17 protein-coding genes are annotated in these 18,891 nt (G+C 59.4%); 14 read left to right on the top strand and 3 right to left on the bottom strand.

The annotated features are described in order from the left end of the window. Window positions 1-57: 57 nt before the first annotated feature. From GF108_RS18880 to GF108_RS18850, 7 genes are all read left to right on the top strand, one after another. Complete coding sequence (locus GF108_RS18880; RefSeq protein ID WP_153669871.1) at window positions 58-963, top strand: carbohydrate ABC transporter permease; 906 nt, start codon at window positions 58-60, stop codon at window positions 961-963. Continuing rightward, window positions 960-1,856: a carbohydrate ABC transporter permease gene (locus GF108_RS18875; protein ID WP_153669870.1), complete on the top strand. Its 897-nt coding sequence runs from the start codon at window positions 960-962 to the stop codon at window positions 1,854-1,856. The genes GF108_RS18880 and GF108_RS18875 overlap by 4 nt, the downstream gene beginning before the upstream one ends. Further along, window positions 1,853-2,950 (top strand): ABC transporter ATP-binding protein, encoded by a 1,098-nt coding sequence (locus tag GF108_RS18870; protein ID WP_153669869.1) that lies wholly within the window; start codon window positions 1,853-1,855, stop codon window positions 2,948-2,950. The genes GF108_RS18875 and GF108_RS18870 overlap by 4 nt, the downstream gene beginning before the upstream one ends. Before the next feature lie 27 nt (window positions 2,951-2,977). Then, window positions 2,978-3,724, top strand: coding sequence for a sugar phosphate isomerase/epimerase family protein (locus GF108_RS18865; RefSeq protein WP_370462230.1), 747 nt, complete (start codon window positions 2,978-2,980; stop codon window positions 3,722-3,724). Between the two features lie 13 nt (window positions 3,725-3,737). After that, the gene (locus tag GF108_RS18860; protein WP_153669868.1) at window positions 3,738-4,877 is read left to right on the top strand and encodes a Gfo/Idh/MocA family protein; all 1,140 of its coding nucleotides are present in this window, start codon (window positions 3,738-3,740) and stop codon (window positions 4,875-4,877) included. Between the two features lie 79 nt (window positions 4,878-4,956). Beyond that, a complete protein-coding gene (locus tag GF108_RS18855) occupies window positions 4,957-7,278 on the top strand; it encodes a Tex family protein (RefSeq protein ID WP_370462229.1) in 2,322 nt (773 codons plus the stop codon). Window positions 7,279-7,310: 32 nt separating this feature from the next. After that, window positions 7,311-8,297 (top strand): aldo/keto reductase, encoded by a 987-nt coding sequence (locus tag GF108_RS18850; protein ID WP_153669867.1) that lies wholly within the window; start codon window positions 7,311-7,313, stop codon window positions 8,295-8,297. Between the two features lie 4 nt (window positions 8,298-8,301). On the opposite strand, the gene GF108_RS18845 is transcribed toward GF108_RS18850, so the two are convergent. Then, window positions 8,302-9,222: a sugar phosphate isomerase/epimerase gene (locus GF108_RS18845; protein WP_153669866.1), complete on the bottom strand. Its 921-nt coding sequence runs from the start codon at window positions 9,220-9,222 to the stop codon at window positions 8,302-8,304. Between the two features lie 195 nt (window positions 9,223-9,417). Here GF108_RS18845 and GF108_RS18840 point away from each other — a divergent pair, with 195 nt between their 5' ends. Together GF108_RS18840 and ggt are read left to right on the top strand one after the other, a co-directional pair. After that, entirely contained in the window at window positions 9,418-10,140 is a 723-nt protein-coding gene (locus tag GF108_RS18840) for a glutathione S-transferase (protein ID WP_153669865.1), read from the top strand. Between the two features lie 105 nt (window positions 10,141-10,245). Then, the gene (gene ggt / locus GF108_RS18835; RefSeq protein WP_246664057.1) at window positions 10,246-11,973 is read left to right on the top strand and encodes a gamma-glutamyltransferase; all 1,728 of its coding nucleotides are present in this window, start codon (window positions 10,246-10,248) and stop codon (window positions 11,971-11,973) included. Window positions 11,974-11,998: 25 nt separating this feature from the next. On the opposite strand, the gene GF108_RS18830 is transcribed toward ggt, so the two are convergent. Both GF108_RS18830 and gcvA read right to left on the bottom strand, forming a co-directional pair. Next, window positions 11,999-13,174: an aminotransferase gene (locus GF108_RS18830; RefSeq protein ID WP_153669862.1), complete on the bottom strand. Its 1,176-nt coding sequence runs from the start codon at window positions 13,172-13,174 to the stop codon at window positions 11,999-12,001. An 8-nt stretch (window positions 13,175-13,182) separates the two neighbouring features. Next, on the bottom strand, window positions 13,183-14,226 hold the full coding sequence (gcvA, locus tag GF108_RS18825; RefSeq protein WP_153669860.1) for a transcriptional regulator GcvA: 1,044 nt from the start codon (window positions 14,224-14,226) through the stop codon (window positions 13,183-13,185). 214 nt (window positions 14,227-14,440) lie between these two features. Here gcvA and speB point away from each other — a divergent pair, with 214 nt between their 5' ends. From speB to GF108_RS18800, 5 genes are all read left to right on the top strand, one after another. Next, entirely contained in the window at window positions 14,441-15,502 is a 1,062-nt protein-coding gene (gene speB / locus GF108_RS18820; RefSeq protein ID WP_153669858.1) for an agmatinase, read from the top strand. A gap of 88 nt (window positions 15,503-15,590) precedes the next feature. Next, window positions 15,591-16,400, top strand: coding sequence for a transporter substrate-binding domain-containing protein (locus GF108_RS18815; RefSeq protein ID WP_153669856.1), 810 nt, complete (start codon window positions 15,591-15,593; stop codon window positions 16,398-16,400). A 2-nt stretch (window positions 16,401-16,402) separates the two neighbouring features. Next, window positions 16,403-17,071 (top strand): amino acid ABC transporter permease, encoded by a 669-nt coding sequence (locus GF108_RS18810; protein ID WP_370462228.1) that lies wholly within the window; start codon window positions 16,403-16,405, stop codon window positions 17,069-17,071. Further along, window positions 17,068-17,718: an amino acid ABC transporter permease gene (locus GF108_RS18805; protein WP_027232179.1), complete on the top strand. Its 651-nt coding sequence runs from the start codon at window positions 17,068-17,070 to the stop codon at window positions 17,716-17,718. The genes GF108_RS18810 and GF108_RS18805 overlap by 4 nt, the downstream gene beginning before the upstream one ends. Before the next feature lie 73 nt (window positions 17,719-17,791). Beyond that, window positions 17,792-18,880: an ABC transporter substrate-binding protein gene (locus GF108_RS18800; RefSeq protein WP_153669854.1), complete on the top strand. Its 1,089-nt coding sequence runs from the start codon at window positions 17,792-17,794 to the stop codon at window positions 18,878-18,880. The last annotated feature ends 11 nt before the right edge of the window (window positions 18,881-18,891 follow it).

The following is an 18,891-nucleotide window of genomic DNA, read 5'->3' as shown; positions in this document are numbered from 1 at the left end:
CGCCCTGATGGCGACCGGCCGCAAGGCCGGCGCCTATCGCAAGGTTGGAGACACTTCATGGCCGCGACCCGCCCCTTTGCCCCTTTGCGCAATTTGAACGCGAAGATTGCTGCGGTTCCGATGATCGCAACGGTGCTCGTCGTGTTCATTGGCTGCACACTCTGGACGGTGGTCTATTCGTTCACCTCATCGCGGTCGCTGCCGACACTGGATTTCGTCGGAATCGATCAGTACAGGCGACTGTTCACCACCTCGCGGTGGATCGTATCGCTGCGAAACCTTGCCATATTCGGCGTCCTCGCGCTCAGCTTTTCGTTGGTGTTAGGTTTTATCCTCGCCGCGCTGATGGACCAGAAGATCCGCTTCGAAAACACGTTCCGCACGGTCTTCCTTTATCCCCATGCCCTGTCGTTCATCGTCACCGGCCTTGTCTGGCAATGGATCTTGACGCCCGCCTACGGCGTGCAGAAAGTCGTGCGCGACCTCGGCTTCGAGACGTTCAATTTCCCGATCCTGACCGATGGGCGCTTTACGATCTACGCGATTGTCATCGCCAGCCTATGGCAGGGCACCGGTCTTGTCATGGCGCTGATGCTGGCCGGGCTTCGCAACATTGATGACGAGATCTGGAAGGCGGCACGTGTCGACGGCATTCCCACCTGGAGGACCTATCTCTTCATCATCATTCCGATGATGCGTCCGGTCTTTGCGACGACCCTCGTGATCATCGCCGCCACAATCGTGAAAGTTTACGACCTCGTCGTCGCCATGACCAATGGCGGTCCGGGCATCGCCTCGGAAGTTCCGGCGAAATACGTTTACGATTTCATGTTTTCGCGCGGCAACCTCGGACAGGGCCTCGCCGCTTCGACGATCATGCTGACGACGGTACTGATCATCCTCGTTCCGTGGGCGCTCTATGAGTATCGGCCGAGAAACCGGACGCTGGGAGTGGGCAAATGAGCCTCGTCAATCCTGCAGGGCCGCGCGGACGGCGTCCTCGTCGCATCGTGTCGCCCACCTCGATCATGATCTACGGGATCCTCATCGTCGCAGCGGTCTATTACCTCATTCCGCTCTACGTCATGGTCATGACTTCGCTGAAGGGCATGCCGGAAATTCGCCTCGGCAACATCTTCTCGCCGCCGGTCGAAGTGACATTCCAGCCATGGGCAACAGCGTGGAACAGCGCCTGCACCGGGCTCTACTGCGAGGGGATCAAGGTTGGCTTCTTCAATTCGATGAAGATCTTGATACCGAGCGTGATCTTCTCGATCATTATCGCCTCCGTGAACGGTTATGCATTGTCGAACTGGCGCTTCAAGGGCTCCGAGCTGTTCTTCACCGCGTTGATCTTCGGCGCGTTCATCCCCTATCAGGTGATGCTCTATCCGCTGGTCATCATCACCCGCGAACTTGGGATATTCGGCACGCTCACCGGTGTCATCGTCATCCATACGATATTCGGCATGCCGATCCTGACGCTGCTCTTTCGCAACTATTTCGTTTCCCTGCCTCCTGAACTCTTCAAGGCCGCGCGTGTCGACGGTGCCGGCTTCTGGCGGATATTTCTGCAGATCATGCTGCCCATGTCGTTGCCGATCTTCGTTGTTGCCGTGATCCTGCAGGTAACCGGCATCTGGAACGACTTCCTTTTCGGGGTGATCTTCGCCGGGACCAAGAATTTTCCGATGACGGTGCAGCTCAACAACATCGTCAACTCGACGCAGGGCGTGAAGGAATACAACGTCAACATGGCGGCCACCATTCTGACCGGCGCCGTCCCCCTCCTCGTCTATTTCTTCTCAGGCAAGTATTTCGTCAGGGGCATTGCCGCTGGCGCCGTCAAAGGATGACCCAGTTGCACAGCGTCTCGATCAAAGATCTCTCGCTCAATTTCGGTTCGGTCGGTGTCCTGAAGGACCTCAATATCGACGTGGCCGATGGCGAGTTCCTGGTCCTGCTTGGACCATCCGGGTGCGGCAAGTCCACGCTGCTGAATTGCATTGCGGGTCTTCTCGATATTTCCGAGGGGCAGATCTTCATCAAGGGCAAGAACGTAACCTGGGAAGAGCCAAAGGATCGTGGCATAGGGATGGTCTTCCAGTCCTATGCGCTCTATCCGCAGATGACGGTCGAAAAGAATCTCTCATTCGGGCTGAGGGTCGCCGGACTTCCGAAGGCGGAAATAGCAAAGCGTATTGCCGCCGCCGCGGAGATCCTGCAGATCGGTCCATTGCTGCATCGCAAGCCGGCTGAGCTTTCCGGCGGGCAGCGCCAGCGTGTTGCGATCGGGAGGGCCCTGGTGCGCGACGTCGATGTATTCCTCTTCGACGAGCCCTTGTCCAATCTCGACGCCAAGCTTCGCTCGGAACTGCGCGTTGAGATCAAGCGACTGCACCAGAAGCTCGCCAATACGATGATCTATGTCACGCACGACCAGATCGAGGCGCTGACGCTGGCAGACCGGATCGCGGTGATGAAGGGCGGGCTGATCCAGCAGCTCGATGACCCGCTGACGATCTATAACCGCCCGCGCAACCTGTTCGTCGCGAGCTTCATCGGTTCGCCAGCCATGAATTTCCTGAAAGGCGAGATTGGCGGCAACTGTGCTGGTCCCGTTTTCAAGGCCAATGGTCTCGATATCTCCCTCGCTTCCTACGCCGCGCAACAGCCTCTGCCCTTTGGCCGCGCAGCCATCTTCGGCTTCCGGCCTGAGCATATCGCCATAGGCGACGCACCCGGTCCGGCCGGGCGGTCATCTCCCGCGACCGTCGATCTCGACGAGCCGATGGGCGCCGATAGTCTCGTCTGGCTCAAGGTCGCGGGTAAGCCGATTTCGGTCCGCGTCGATTCGGGCCGCCGCTATCAACCCGGAGAGAAGGTGTTCCTGACCTTCAATCCCAACCTCGCTTCCGTCTTCGACGCCGAAAGCGAAATCCGCATCTAGTCCCCCCATGAATCCTGGAGAACCGCAGTGACCGATTTTTCCTATCAGCTCTATAGCTCGCGCAACTTCCCGCCGCTTGAAAAGACCTTTTCCATGCTCAAACGCCATGGTTATGCGCAGGTTGAAGGCTTCGGCGCAGTCTATGCCGATCCGAAAGCAACGCGAGCGGCCCTCGACGCCAACGGACTTGCCATGCCAACGGGTCACTTCAGTATCGACCTTCTGGAGAACGAGCCGCAGAAGGTGCTCGACATTGCCGGTACGCTGGGCATGAAGGCGATTTTTTGCCCCCACCTTGCGCCGGATCTGCGGCCCGCGGACCGGGAAGGCTGGCTTGCTTTCGGCGAGCGGCTCGAACGCGCCCACGCAACCTACAGCAAAGCGGGCTACGTTTTCGGCTGGCACAACCACGATTTTGAATTCAAGGCGCTCGCCGACGGCAGCTTGCCGCAAGATGCCATCTTCGCGGCCGCGCCAAGTATCGCATGGGAAGCCGACATGGCCTGGATTATCCGTGCGGGCGCCGATCCCGTGCAGTGGATCGAGGATCACGGCGACCGAATTGTCGCGGTTCACGTCAAGGATATTGCGGGGCCGGGCGAAAATGCGAACGAGGACGGCTGGGCCGATGTCGGCCACGGCACTGTCGACTGGAAAGGATTGATGGGAACCCTGCGCGAGACGCCCGCGCAATATTTCATCATGGAGCACGACGATCCGTCGGATGACGAGAGGTTTGCCCGCCGTTCCATTGCCACCGTCAAGTCGTACTGAGGAAAACAGCATCATGGCCAGGTCACTTGGTATCGGGATTATCGGCGCCGGCAATATTTCATCGACCTATCTCAATCTCGCACCACTCTTCAAAGGCATCAAAGTGCAGGCTATCGCCGATATCAATGCTGTAGCCGCGCAGCATCGCGCCGGCGAACATGGCATTGAGGCCCGCTCAATGGACGCGCTGCTTGCCAGCGACGACGTCGACATCGTTGTCAATCTCACGGTTCCCGATGCGCATTTTGACGTATCCAAACAAATCCTGAGCGCGGGCAAACACCTTTATTCGGAAAAGCCCCTGACGTTGTCGCTGAAAGACGGACTTGAGCTTCAAAAGCTTGCGGAGAAGAAAAAGCTCAAGGCGGGTTGCGCGCCCGATACGTTTCTCGGTGGAGCGCACCAGTTGGCCCGCAAGCTGGTCGATGATGGCGAGGTTGGAACTATTACCTCAGGCACGGCTCATGTCCTCAGCCATGGCATGGAACATTGGCATCCAAATCCTGATTTCTTCTTCCGACCCGGCGGTGGTCCCATCCTCGATCTCGGTCCCTATTACATCGCCAATCTCGTCAACCTGATTGGACCGGTCAGGCGCGTCGCAGCGCTCACCTCGATGGCTTCAACAACACGAACGATTTCGAGCCTTCCCCGCAAGGGTGAAGTCATCGACGTGACGACACCGACGACTATCCAGGCTCTGCTGGAATTCGCGAACGGTGCAACCGTCACCCTGTCTGCAAGCTGGGACGTCTGGGCGCACCATCACCCTAACATGGAGCTGTACGGCACTGATGGGTCGATCTTCCTTCCCGATCCGAATTTCTTTGGCGGCGAGGTCAAGCTGGCGAAGCCGGGCAAGAAGGTCAAACCCGTGAAGGCATGGTCGCATCCGTTCGGCATCGCCAACCAGAAGCACGCGGCCGGCATGATGGCCAATTACCGGACCGCGGGCCTGGCTGACATGGCAGCGGCGATCATCGAGGGCCGCGACATCCGGTGCTCGCTCGAACGCGCGCTCCACGGGGTGGATGTGATGGTATCGATCCTTCGCTCCGGCGAAGAAAAGAAGTTCATCGACATCAGGACAAGCTGCTCGCGGCCGGAGGCACTCGGCATAAAGGATGCCAAATCGCTGTTGAAAAAGCCCTGACGCGAAGCGTCTCGCGCATTGCGGTCATGATCGGGCAGTCCTATTGTCGCCGCCCGATCATAAGTGATGGAAATGCCCCGTGACCGCAAATAGTGCCAACACCGCCCGTATTGCCCGCCTCATCGCAGCCGAGATCAATGCGAGGCCCGAACAGGCAAATGCGGCGATCGAGTTGCTGGATGGCGGCGCTACGGTTCCCTTCATTGCGCGCTATCGCAAGGAGGTAACGGGCGGGCTCGACGACACACAATTGCGTACGCTCGACGAGCGTCTGCTCTACCTGCGGGAACTTGATGCCCGCCGCGATACGATCATCGAGTCGATCCGAAGCCAGGGCAAGCTCAACGATGAACTCGAAGGCAAGATCGCGGCAGCCGCGACGAAGGCAGAGCTTGAGGACATCTATCTGCCTTACAAACCAAAACGGCGCACACGGGCCGAGATCGCTCGCGAGCGTGGCCTCGGGCCCTTAGCGGAAGCGATCCTCTCCGATCGAGCCTCGGTTCCGCAGCAACTTGCAACGAACTTTATCAATGACGATGTGCCGGATGTGAAGGCAGCGCTCGAGGGAGCGCGCGACATATTGGTCGAGACTTTTTCAGAAAATGCCGATCTGGTCGGCCGCCTGCGCAACTACATGCAGGACCGTGCGGTATTGCGCGCCAAGGTAGTCGACGGCAAAGCCGACACGGGCGCGAAATTCGCGGACTATTTCAATCACTTCGAGCGCTGGTCGGCCGTCCCTAGCCACCGGGCGCTCGCCATGCTGCGTGGCCGCAATGAAGAGGTTCTGTCGCTAGAGATCGAAGTGGACGCCGAGGATACGGCTCCGGTGAAGCCGGTTGAACGGATGATCGCAAATGCCTATGCGATCTCCGACAAGGGTGACGCCGCCGATACCTGGCTGATGGACGTGGTGCGCTGGGCGTGGCGAATCCGCTTCTCGCTCAACCTCTCGATCGACCTGATGACAACAATGCGCGAACGGGCCGAAGAGGAGGCCATCCGCGTATTTGCGCGTAACCTGAAGGACCTTCTGCTCGCGGCACCTGCAGGATCGCGCTCGACAATGGGGCTCGACCCCGGCATCCGCACCGGCGTGAAAGTAGCGGTCGTTGATGGCACCGGGAAACTTCTCGAGACGACGACTGTCTATCCTTTCCCGCCACGCAACGACGTGCGCGGCACCCAGGCCGAGCTTGCGCGATTGATCGTCAGCCACAAGGTGGAACTCGTTGCCATCGGCAACGGAACAGGAAGCCGCGAAACGGAGCGGCTCGTGGCCGACATGCTCGCAGCGATGCCGTCGCCGAAGCCAATGAAGGTCATCGTCAGCGAGGCGGGTGCGTCCGTCTATTCAGCCTCGGCGACCGCAGCGGCCGAATTCCCCGACCTCGATGTTTCGCTGCGCGGCGCGGTGTCGATTGCTCGCCGCCTGCAGGATCCGCTGGCCGAACTCGTCAAGATCGAACCGAAATCGATCGGCGTTGGCCAGTATCAGCACGATGTCGACCAGTATCGTCTTGCGCGTTCGCTCGAGGGTGTCGTCGAAGACGCGGTCAATGCAGTCGGCGTCGACCTCAACACGGCATCGGCGTCGTTGCTCGCTCGCATTTCCGGACTCGGCAACGCGCTTGCCGAAGCGATTATTGCCTATCGCAACGAGGTCGGACCGTTCAAAACGCGGCGTGATCTCCTGAAAGTGGCTCGCCTCGGGCCGCGCGCCTTCGAGCAATGCGCCGGGTTCCTGCGCATCCCCGATGGCACCGAGCCGCTCGATGCCTCGGCCGTGCATCCGGAAGCCTATGGTGTCGCCAAGAAAATCGTCAGCGCCTGCGGCCGTGATGTGCGCGCCTTGATGAATGACGGCGCTGCGCTGCGGGCGCTTGATCCGCGCGTTTTCGTCGACGACCGCTTTGGTCTGCCGACCGTGCGCGATATCATTGCCGAACTGGAAAAGCCGGGGCGCGACCCGCGGCCGGAGTTCAAGACGGCATCCTTTGCCGACGGCATCGATGACATCAAGGACCTGAAGCCCGGCATGCTGCTCGAGGGGACCGTTACCAATGTCGCGGCCTTCGGCGCCTTCGTCGATATCGGCGTGCACCAGGACGGCCTTGTCCACCTGTCGCAGCTCGCAGATCGGTTCGTCAAGGACGCGCACAAGGTGGTCAAGGCCGGTGATGTCGTCAAGGTCCGGGTGGTCGATGTCGACGTCAAGCGCAGCCGTATCGGACTGACGATGCGCAAGGATGGCGGTGCGCCTGCGCAGCGCGGGCCAAGACCCAGCGACGCGCCATCGTATAAACCCCGCTCAAACGCGCCTGCGCCAAAGCCGCAGTCCGCGCCGCCGCAGGGCGCATTCGGTGCGGCGCTTGCCGATGCTCTGCGCAAGAAATAGCGTAACGATAATCAATGGTTCGGGAGGACGTCTTGGATATCCGCAAAATTGGCAATACATCGCTCGCCGTCACCGAGTTCGGATTTGGCGGCGCGGCGATCGGCGGTCTCTACCGCGAGTGCACCCGTGAAGCTGCCATGGAAACGTTGCAGGCTGCCTGGGATGCGGGCCTGCGTTATTTCGATACCGCGCCATTCTATGGTTTCGGCCTGTCCGAGCGGCGGACCGGCGATTTCCTGCGCGACAAGCCGCGCGAAACTTACGTCCTCTCGACCAAGGTTGGGCGCCTGCTTCGTCCGGTTCCAGAGGATCAGGTGCCGGATTATTCCTACGTGAATCCCCTGCCCTTCACGGTCGATTACGACTACAGCTATGACGGGATCATGAGCTCGTTCGAGTTCAGCTATGCCCGTCTCGGGTTGAACAGGATAGACATTCTCTACGTTCACGATATCGGCGCGTATACGCATGGGGCCGAGAAGAATGCCGTCTACTTGCGACAGCTTCTCGATAGCGGCATGCGGGCGCTGGAAGAACTCAAGGCATCAGGCGCCATTTCCGCTTACGGCCTCGGGGTCAACGAGGTCGACGTCTGTCTTGACGTGATCGCGCGCAGTCCAATCGATTGCATTTTGCTTGCGGGACGCTATTCGTTGCTCGACCGCTCGGCCGAACGCGGGCTTCTGGATGCCTGCCGCAAGCAGAACATTTCGTTGGTGATCGGCGGTGTGTTCAACTCCGGCATATTGGCGACCGGTCCGGTTCCGGGCGCGAATTTCGATTATGGCCCGGCATCCGACGACGTGCTGACGCGGGTTCGCGCCATGCAGGATATTGCGGAAGCCAACGCTATTCCGCTCGCTGCCGCGGCCATTCAATTTCCATTGCGCGAACCCGTTGTCGCCAACGTCCTTATCGGAACGGCGAAGCCCTCAAGCCTTACGCGAAATATCGAGCTCCTGTCGGTCAAGGTGCCTGACGCGGCCTATGCCGCTTTCGAGCCCTTCACCATACGTTGAGACATCAGGCGGCAAGTCGCCGATCATTGACAAGGGCGGCAAGCTTGTTGGCGAGCGCAAGACTCTCCGCCTGTTCAGCCTTGAACCTGTCTTCAGTGATTTCGAGGATGAGCATCGTATCGGGCAGGAAGGTTAGTTCTGCAAAGATTTCCTCCCACGGAATGTCGCCCCAGCCGACCGGCAGATGCAGATCGCCGATGCCGAGTGCAGTCGCTTCCGCCGGGTGATAAAACTTCGTCATGGTGTAGGGGCGGCCAAAGCTGTCATGGACGTGCAGGTGGCCGGTGACGGGCGCCATGGCCTTGATCTCCGCGCGCCAGTCGAGGCCGAGGCGCGTGCATTCGATGTAGGCGTGGCTGAAATCGATAAGCGCACAGACATGCGGGCTGTCAACGGACCTGACCGTTTCTCCAACTTGCGAAGGCGTCTGGCGATATTCGTTGTCGCTCAGAGCGAAGATGTTTTCGAGCGCGATGCGCACGCCATAGTGGCCGGCCACTTCCGCCATCTCGGCGAGCGCGTCGCGCTCCATCGCATCGAGCGCACGGTTGCGGGTGGCCGCTTGCATCTTCGCCTGGCCGGAATGTTGAACCAGCACGCCCGCCTCGATGCGGTTGCATAGTTCAAGCATGGCGCGGACAACTGCTTTCTGCTCCGCGAGGTGCTCTCTGTCCATGAAGTTGGATACGATCTGGCCGTGGACGCTGTAATGCAGATCGAACTGCTTGGTAATTTGCACCAGGCGCTCGGCGCGGCTTGGGATAATACGGCCGCCGGCGATGATCTCCTCACCGTAAAGCGAGAGCTCGGCAGCGGTGGCGCCGAGGTCGGCGATTGTACGGATCGACCCTTCAAGCGTGCTGAAATCGCCCCCCTCGCTCGTATAAGTGCAGAAGCCGACGGATGAAATTATGGGGAGGCTCATTTTCAGTTCTCGCGGTTGTAGGGTACTTGCGATGATAGGGCCGCTGCTTGACCGTTTCACGACAATGCTGGCGGTAAAAGCTTTTGCTCGCCGATCGGTGAAGTCAATTGCATTCTCGCAAGGCTCAAAGGAATTGCTGCCATAATCGCATGCTTGGCTTGCGACTTGGAACGATAGCGGAGGCAGGAGGTGATCATGGCGTATGAGCTTTATTATTGGGATGGTCTGCAGGGACGCGGCGAGTTCATTCGTCTCGCTCTCGAGGAAGCCGCCGCTGACTACATCGATGTGGCGCGCCAGTCTGATGGCATGGCGGCCATGATGCGATTTCTCAAAAGCCGGACCGAGCCGCATATCCCTTTCGCGCCGCCATTCCTAAAAGACGGTGACTTGATTGTCTCGCACGTTGCCAACATCCTTCTCTATCTCGGGCCAAAGCTCGGTCTTGCGCCGCAAGATGAATCGTTGCGCTTTGTGGTAAACGGGCTGCAACTTACCATCACAGATTTCGTCGCCGAGGTGCATGACACGCACCATCCGCTCTCGACCAACGCGTATTACGAGGACCAGAAGGAGGCGGCCAAGCATCGCTCCGCTGATTTCATCGAGCATCGCATACCCAAGTTCCTCGGCTATTTCGAACGCGTGCTGAAGCAGAATCCAGCCGGAAGCGGGCACGCGGTGGGCGGCAGTCTCACTTATGTCGACCTTGCGCTGTTCCAGGTTTTCGAGGGCCTGCGTTACGCTTTCCCGCGCGCGACGCGAAAGCTTGCCAAAGACTACCCTGCCGTTGCCACCGTGCACGACATGGTACAGAAGCTCCCCAACATCAGCCGATATCTTGAATCGGACCGCCGCCTCGATTTTAATGAATCCGGCATATTTCGCCACTATGCCGAACTCGATCAGGACGCATAAGCAGGAAGTACTATACTTTTGCTGGACACGCCGCTCGGGCTGCCTCCATTATCTCTCCTCTTGTCACGATCTTTGGGAGGAATGATCATGGACTATCGCTTAACGATGGCGAGCGCTCTCACGCTCAGCGGGGTACTGGCAACTGCGGGGACGACAGGCGCCTGGGCCGCTTCGCCCGAGCCCGTGAAGGCCGAGCACGGCATGGTCGTAACAGCACAACATCTCGCTTCCGACGTCGGAGTGGAAGTGCTGAAGAACGGCGGCAATGCCGTCGATGCGGCGGTCGCTGTCGGCTATGCGCTGGCGGTGGTGTATCCGACCGCAGGCAATATTGGCGGTGGTGGCTTCATGACCATCCGTATGAAGGACGGCAAGACGGCATTCCTCGATTTTCGCGAACGCGCACCACTCGCTGCGAAGCGCACGATGTATCTCGATGACAAGGGGAATATTGTGAAAGGGGCAAGCACCGATGGCTATCTCGCCATCGGCGTGCCGGGGTCGGTGATGGGCTTCGAAACGGCCCGTGCCAAATACGGCACCAAGCCGCGCGAAGAGCTGATCGGTCCCGCGATCCGCTTTGCTCGTGACGGCTTCGAACTCGATCAGGGCGACGTCGCGTCGCTGCAGGACGGTGCCGAGACCCTTGCCAAGGACAAGACGGCGGCCGCTGTCTTCCTGAAGCCGGACGGAAAAACCTATTCCATCGGTGAAACACTGGTCCAGTCTGATCTCGCCGCGACACTCTCCGCCATTTCCGAAAAGGGCCCTGACGCGTTCTACAAGGGAGCAACCGCCGATGCCATCGTCAAAGCGAGCGAGGCGGGTGGCGGTGTTCTGGCGAAAGCCGATTTCGAGCAGTACAGCGTGCGCGAACTCGAGCCGGTCAAATGCAACTATCGCGGCTATGACATCGTATCCTCGCCTCCGCCAAGCTCGGGCGGGGTGATCATCTGCGAGATACTCAATATTCTCGAAGGATATCCGCTCGGCTATCTCGGCTATGGTTCGGCAGAAACCGTGCATACCATGGTCGAGGCCATGCGCTATGCCTATGTCGACCGCAATACGACACTTGGCGATCCCGACTTTGTCGACAACCCTGTCAGCAAACTGCTGGACAAGAAATATGCCAAGGAAATCCGCGACAAGATCAGCCCGTTCAAGGCCGGTGTCTCGCAGAAGTTGATGCCGAAAGGCTTCGGCGAAAGCAAGGAAACCACGCACTACTCCATCGTCGATGACGAAGGCAATGCTGTTGCCGTCACCTACACGCTGAACGGCTCGTTCGGTGCCGGGGTGATGGCGCCGGGTACGGGTGTTCTGCTCAACAACGAGATGGATGATTTTACCTCGAAGCCGGGTTCGCCCAACCTTTACGGGCTCGTACAAGGCGAAGCCAATGCAATCGAACCGAAGAAGACGCCGCTTTCCTCGATGAGCCCGACCATCGTCTCGAAGGACGGCAAGCCATTCATGGTGATCGGCAGTCCAGGGGGCGCCCGCATCATCACGATCACGCTTGAGGCAATTGTCAACGTCATCGACCACGGCATGAACATTCAGGAGGCGATCGACGCCCCGCGCATCCACCACCAATGGCTGCCGGATCGCGTCTACATGGAGCCTTATGCCCTCTCGTCGGATACGCGCAAGTTGCTGGTGGAGATGGGTCACGATGTCAATATCGACAAGGACTGGACCATCTGGGGCGAGGCCGCCGGTATCCTCGTCGGCGGCGCCAGTCTTTCGCAAATCGAAGAAGGCGGCGGAGCGCGGTATAACGGCGCCATGGATAGCCGCGCTGCTTCCGGAGCGGCCAAGGGTTACTAGGCATCAACGATGGTTTGCAGGTGCGTCAGATGCTGAAACCATGCATTCTGCCGTGCAACTGGCCGATCGTCGCCGCATTGGCATTGGCAAAGGCGAAGCGCAGGAACTGATCCTGCCCTTCGCCGAAATACTGTCCTGGAATAGCAAGGATGCCGGCCCGCTTTGCGAGGTGCTCGGCGACTTCGGTCGATGATCTGCCTTGGAATGGATGGCGCACGAAGGCAAAGTAGGCGCCGATCGCCTCAAGCTTCCACTCGTTTAGCCCGGCCATGACATCGCGCAAGGCCTGCGAGCGCATTTCGATTTCGTGGCGATTGCCGGCCCGCCATTCCGCAAGTGCCGGCAACGCCTGTGCGACCGCACCCTGGGCGGCCCGCGGCGCGCAGATTTGCAGATTGTCCATGATCTTGGCGATTTCCTCGACGACGCGCGGGCTTGCCGTAACGGCGCCAAGGCGGTGGCCAGGGATGCAGAACGATTTTGAAAAACTGTAGAGCTGGATCAGGTGGTCCGGCCAATGCTCTTCGCGAAGGAGCCCATGCGGTGCGCCATAGTGTTCCGGAAGAAAGTCGCGGTAGGTTTCGTCGAGGATGAGCCAGATGCCGTTGCGCTTGCACGCCTCGAAGAGGGATTTTAGCCGGTCGGGCGGATAGATCGCGCCGGTCGGGTTGTTTGGGGTCACCAGCGCGAGTGCGCGGACCCCGGGTACGATTGCGTCGATGAGGGCTTCGACCGTCGGCACGAAGCCTTCGCTCGCATGGCACGCGACAAGTTCCGTTTTGATGCCGAGCATCGCCAGCGTCGTCTCGTGATTGAAGTAATAGGGGTTGCTCACCAAAATGGTGTCGCCCGCCGCAGCCACCGCCATGGCAGCGCACATGAAGGCCTGATTGCAGCCGGAGGTGATATGAATATTCTCGGCCCCAATTCTGGCGCCATAAAGCTCGGCTACATGGGCGGCGTAAGCGTCACGGAGCGCAGGCTCGCCTTCGATCGCGCCGTAATTGGTATAAGCAAGGGATGCCGCTGCCTCGCCGAGCCATTGCAGCATGGCGGGGTGCGGCGGATAGCCGGGAACAGCCTGTGAGAGGTCGATCAGCGGCCCAAGGGCGCCGCCATAGGACTTGCCCCAGGACTGCACGGCTGGAATTGGCGGGGGCGAGAGACGCGTTATGAGCAGGTTGAGTGGCGCAACTGGCATGGTCGTTCCTATCGTGTATCAAGTTTGGCCCGCCGCTTCTGCGAGCGCTCGGGGCGTCGCGGGCGGGTTGCCGGAATGGGTAATTCGACCAGTCGCTCCGGCGCGCTCACCTTGCCGCTGCGGCGGCGGATAATCCGGCGGGCTGATGTTTGCGGTTCGGTGATGGTATCCGCCTCCAGCGAAGCGAAGAGCCAATCGATAAACACCTTGACGATCGGGGCGTTGCGAACCTCGTTGCGACAGGCGACATAAAAAGCGTTGTTGGCCGGAACTGTGAGGTCGAAAGGCACGATGAGTTCGCCCTTGGCAATGAGCGTGCTTGCGGTGATCGTATCGCCGAGCGCCACCCCCTGCCCGTAGACCGCGGCCTCGGTCGACAGGCGCGCATCGCTCATGAAATGCTGCGCGCCCCGCGCATGCTCGGTGGCGTCGGCAGCAGCAAGCCAGGTATTCCACTCGCGCCCGTCATCGCCATGCAGGAGAACATGATTGCGCAGATCACGCACGGATCGGAGCGGGCGCATGTTAAGGAGTGTCGGGCTCGCTACGGGAAAAAGTTTGAGCGTAGTCCACAGGCGGGACCAGCAGTCGGTCCAGTTACCGTGACCGTAGAGCACGCAGACATCCACGTCCGACGAAAACAGATGATCGGAATCGTTCGACGCGATCAGCGTCAGTCTTATGTCTGGATACTGCTCCGTGAACTGGTTCATGCGCGGTATCAACCACAGCGAGAGCAATGCGGGAACGCAGGTCACTGTCAGTTCTCCGCTTGTGGTCGGCCGCTTGATCAGCGCCGTCGTCGCGGCAATATCTTCGAAAGCCTTCGAGACCGTCGGCAAAAGCAGTGCGCCTTGCGAGGTCAATTTCAGCCGCTGCGCACCGCGCTCGAACAACTGGACGTCGAGCATTGTCTCCAATGCCTTGATCTGGTGACTGATCGCGCCGTGGGTAACGTTCAACTCCCGCGCTGCCGCCGTAACGGACCCATGCCGCGCCGCCGCCTCGAAGGCGCGCAGTGGGTTGAGCGGGGGCAGGCGACCAGGCGTCATAGAACTCCATTAGCGCTCAACTGCGGGAAAGTCATGTGAGATATTTTCACAGGCCATGCTATAACAATGTCAATTGCTTTTCCATCTGGTTTGGATCGATAATGCATTGAAAGAGGCAAAATGCCCGGGGAACACAGACCAGCGGATATCCTGAAAAATCGACAATGCGAATCCGCGCCGATCGCCCCGAGCATGAAGACTATGGGACACGATCATGGCATCATGGGACAAGAACAAACTCGACGAACTGCGCGCCAAATATGGCGAAAGCCACGGCGGCGAGCTGTTCGACGCAAAATTCCGCAAAGTCGCGGACAAGATTTTCTCCAAGAGCGGTACGCGTCTTGCACCCTATGCGGGCGTTCCGACCTTTCTGACCGCGCCGCACATGCCGGTCGACGCAGCAAATCCCGATTTCGGCAATTTGCAAGTGGCCATGGTAGGCGTACCGATGGATCTCGGTGTTACCAACCGCACCGGATCGCGCTTTGGTCCCCGCGCTTTGCGAACAATCGAGCGCATCGGTCCTTATAATCATGTTCTCGAATGCTCGCCGGTCTTTGATCTGCGCGTGGCCGACATCGGCGACGTGCCATTTGCCAGCCGCTACCGCCTCGAACAGAGCCATGTCGATATCGAGCGGCGGATCAACCAGATTGTTGATGCCGGCGTGGTTCCGCTTTCCATCGGCGGCGACCATTCGATTACCCATCCGATCCTTAAGGCAGTCGGCAAGGATCGCCCGGTTGGAATGATCCACATCGATGCCCATTGCGATACGGGTGGCGCCTTCGACCAGACCAAATTCCATCACGGCGGCCCCTTCCGCAACGCGGTTCTCGATGGCGTGCTCGAACCGAGCCGAACCATCCAGATCGGCATTCGCGGTTCGGCCGAATATCTGTGGGAGTTTTCGTACGAATCCGGCATGACTGTCATTCATGCCGAAGAGGTAAGCGGTCTCGGCATCCAGGCGATTATCGAAAAGGCAAAGGCGATCGTGGGCGATGGACCGACCTACCTGTCCTTCGATGTGGACAGCCTCGATCCAAGTTTCGCGCCGGGCACCGGAACACCGGAAGTCGGCGGCCTGACGACCCGCGAAGTACTCGAACTCCTGCGCGGGCTAAAAGGGCTTAACCTTGTCGGCGGCGATGTCGTCGAGGTGGCTCCCCAATACGATGCGACAACCAACACCGCGCATGCCGGCGCACAGGTACTCTTCGAGATCCTGTCGCTCATGGTGTTCAGCCCGTTCGTCCAGGGAAAGCGCTGACGACGACAAGTTCGAGAACGATGCGCCGACTGGCGCCTCGGCATTTTTGGAAGACCAACAGACAACAACAACAATGAAGGGGAATACGATGACAACTCATACCAAGCTGCGATCATCATTTGCGGCGCTGCTGCTCATCGGCAGTGCCGGTTTCGGCCTTGCCACACAAGCGGCCAAGGCCGATGCAGTCGACGACATCACCAAGGCGGGCGTCGTCAACATCGGCGTCTTCGCCGACTTCCCGCCCTTTTCGTCGGCGAGCGCGGACATGTCGCTCAAGGGCTATGACATGGACGTGGCTCAGGCGATTGCCGATGCGCTCAAAGTGAAGCTCAATGCGGTCGCGGTGACTGGACAGAACCGCATTCCCTATCTCACCGAACACCGTGTCGATCTGTTGATGAGCGTCGGCTACAGCAAGGAGCGCGAACAGGTCATTGATTTTGCCGCCGCCTATGCTCCCTACTACATCGCCGTCATCGGTCCGAAGGCGGTCGAGGTGAAAGACAAGGATGGACTTGCCGGCAAGACCATTGCCGTCAACCGCGGCACGCTCGAAGATACGTCGCTGACCGAAGCGGCTCCTGCGTCGGCCGACATCAAGCGCTTCGACAATTACAATGCCGTCATCCAGGCCTTCATCTCGGGCCAGACCGAACTCATGGTTGTCGGCAACGATGTGGGCGCGCAGGTTCTCGCCCGCCAGGAAGCACTGGCACCTGAGCAAAAGTTCCAGCTTTTGACCTCTCCCTCGCACATCGCGCTCAACAAGAAGGAAGATCGCCTGAAGCAGACGATCAATGATACGGTCGCCAAGATGCTCTCTGACGGCAGCCTCAACAAGAGCTCGGAAGCCTGGCTCAAAACGCCGCTCAATCCCGAAAACCTCAAGGATTGACGGTGGGCTACGCCCTCGATTTCGGCTGGCTCTATGGCGCCATTGGCATGATTGCCAGTGGCGCCGCCATGACGCTCTTTCTGATCGTCGTGACGTCTGTGGCAGGCGTAACCTTGAGCATCTTCGGGGCGGCCGCCAAGCGCAGCCGTCACGCGATACTGCGCAAGGCAATTGCCGCTTATGTCGAAATCGTGCGCAACACGCCCTTTCTCGTGCAGTTGTTCTTCATCTTCTTTGGCTTGCCCCGGCTCGGCATCCGGCTTGACCCGGTCGTTTCGGCCATGCTCGCCATGACCTTGAACATGACTGCCTATACGACGGAAATCGTCGGCGCCGGCCTTGACGCGGTTCCGAAAGGGCAGCGGGAAGCGGCGGCGGCGCTCGGCCTCCAGCCATGGCTGGTTTTCGTCAAGATTGTCCTGCCGCAGGCGCTGAAAGTCATCTTCCCGGCACTGACCAGCCAGATCATCATCATGATGCTGGAATCCGCTGTGGTGTCGCAGATCGCGGTGCGTGAATTGACCTATGAGGCCGACATGCTGCAGGCACGCACTTTCCGCGCCTTCGAAACCTATTTCGTGGTGACGCTGGTTTACCTCGCGATGAGTATCGGTCTGCGCAGACTGCTCTTTGCTGCCGGAAGGCGCGCGATTGCGGGGGGTATGGCATGATCGAGTTCACCTTCTGGGACATATTGCGCAACCTGCTTCTCGCTGCCCGCTGGACCATTCTCCTGTCAGTTGTCGCCTTTATCGGCGGCTCGATTGCGGGCTTAGCTATCTTGCTGCTGCGCATTTCGAAGCGGCGCTGGCTGCGGCGCGCCGCAGAATATTACATCGGGCTCTTCCAGGGAACGCCGCTGCTGATGCAGCTTTTTCTGCTGTTTTTCGGGCTGCCGCTGCTTGGCCTGCGCATCGAGGCATGGACAGCCGCAGTACTGGGCCTGACGCTCTGCGCGAGCGCCTTTCTTGCCGAGATCTGGCGCGGCGGTGTCCAATCGCTACCGACAGGCCAATGGGACGCGGGTAGCAGTCTTGGCCTGCATTATGTGGCCCAGCTGCGACTGATCATTCTGCCGCAAGCATTCGCCATCACGCGTGCGCCGACTGTCGGGTTTCTCGTGCAGTTGATCAAGAGCACGGCGCTGACGTCGATTATCGGGTTCGAGGAACTGGTGCGCACCTCCAACGCGATCAACAACGCGACGTTCGAACCCTTCACCGTCTATGGCCTGGTCGCGCTGATCTATTTTGTTCTGTGCTATCCGCTGACGCGCTATACAAAGACATTGGAGCTTCGCGCTGCTCGCCAGCACTGAATGGCAAGCTGCGCATCTAAATAAGAAGAGTGGGAAATCGCCAGTACTGGCTTCAAAAATAAGGAGAATGATAATGAGCAATATTCTGCAAAAAGGTGTCAGCCGCCGCGTGGTGCTCGCCACCGGCGCGATCGCGGCGGGTACCTTGGCGATGCCGTCGATCTTGCGGGCGCAGGACAAGTCGCTGAAGGTCGGCGTCTATGGCGGCTACTTCAAGGACTCGTTCGACAAGAACATTTTTCCCGAATTCACCAAGGCGACCGGTATCACGGTTGAGTCCGTTGCCGAGCCGACTGGCGAGGCCTGGCTGGTGCAGCTTGAACAGGCGGCGAAGGCTGGCGCGGCACCCGCCGACGTTTCGATGATGTCGCAGGTCGCGATGCTCAAGGGGCAGACCACGAAGCTCTGGACCCCAATCGACATGGCGAAGATCCCGAATTCGAAGAATCTGCTCGACCGTTTCATCAACAAATATCCGGATGGCGGCGTTGCCGGCATCGGCGCGGTTTCCTGGTACATCACGCTCGTGACCAACACGGATGTCTACAAGGAAGCGCCGACGACCTGGGCCGCGTTCTGGGACAAGGCGAACGCGGACAAGCTCGGACTTCTCGCCCTCGTCTCCAACTCGTTCCTGCTGGAAATCACGGCAAAGACGTACTTCGGTGGCACAAACGCGCTTGATACTGAGGAAGGGCTTTTGAAAGCCTTCGACAAGCTCGCCGAAGTTAAACCGAATGTGCGCCTGTGGTACCGTGACGAGGCGCAGTTCGAGCAGTCGCTGAAGTCGGGCGAAATTCCGATGGGCCAGTATTATCACGACGTCACCGGACTTGCTGCGTCCGAAGGACACCCGGTTCGCTCGACCTTCCCCAAGGAAGGCGGCGTTCAGGACTCCGGCTGCTGGGCGCTGTCGCGCGCCTCGAAGAAGGTGGATGAAGCCCATTCCTTCATCGACTATATGAGTCAGCCGGCGATCCAGGCGACCCTCTCACGAAAGGTCGGCACATCCCCGACCGTCAAGCGGGAATTGCTCGATCTCAATGAGAAGGAGTTTGCCGCTGTTTCGTCCGATATCGAGCCGATCATCCCCCGTTACGATCTGTACACCACCAAGTCGGATTGGCTGAACCAGAAGTGGACCGAACTCATCGTCGGCTGAATAGACAAAGG

The sequence above is a fragment of the Phyllobacterium sp. SYP-B3895 genome (genome assembly GCF_009647635.1).
In the GTDB taxonomy this organism is placed as follows: Bacteria; Pseudomonadota; Alphaproteobacteria; order Rhizobiales; family Rhizobiaceae; genus Phyllobacterium; species Phyllobacterium pellucidum.
This window is presented reverse-complemented; position numbering and strand designations above follow the sequence as displayed.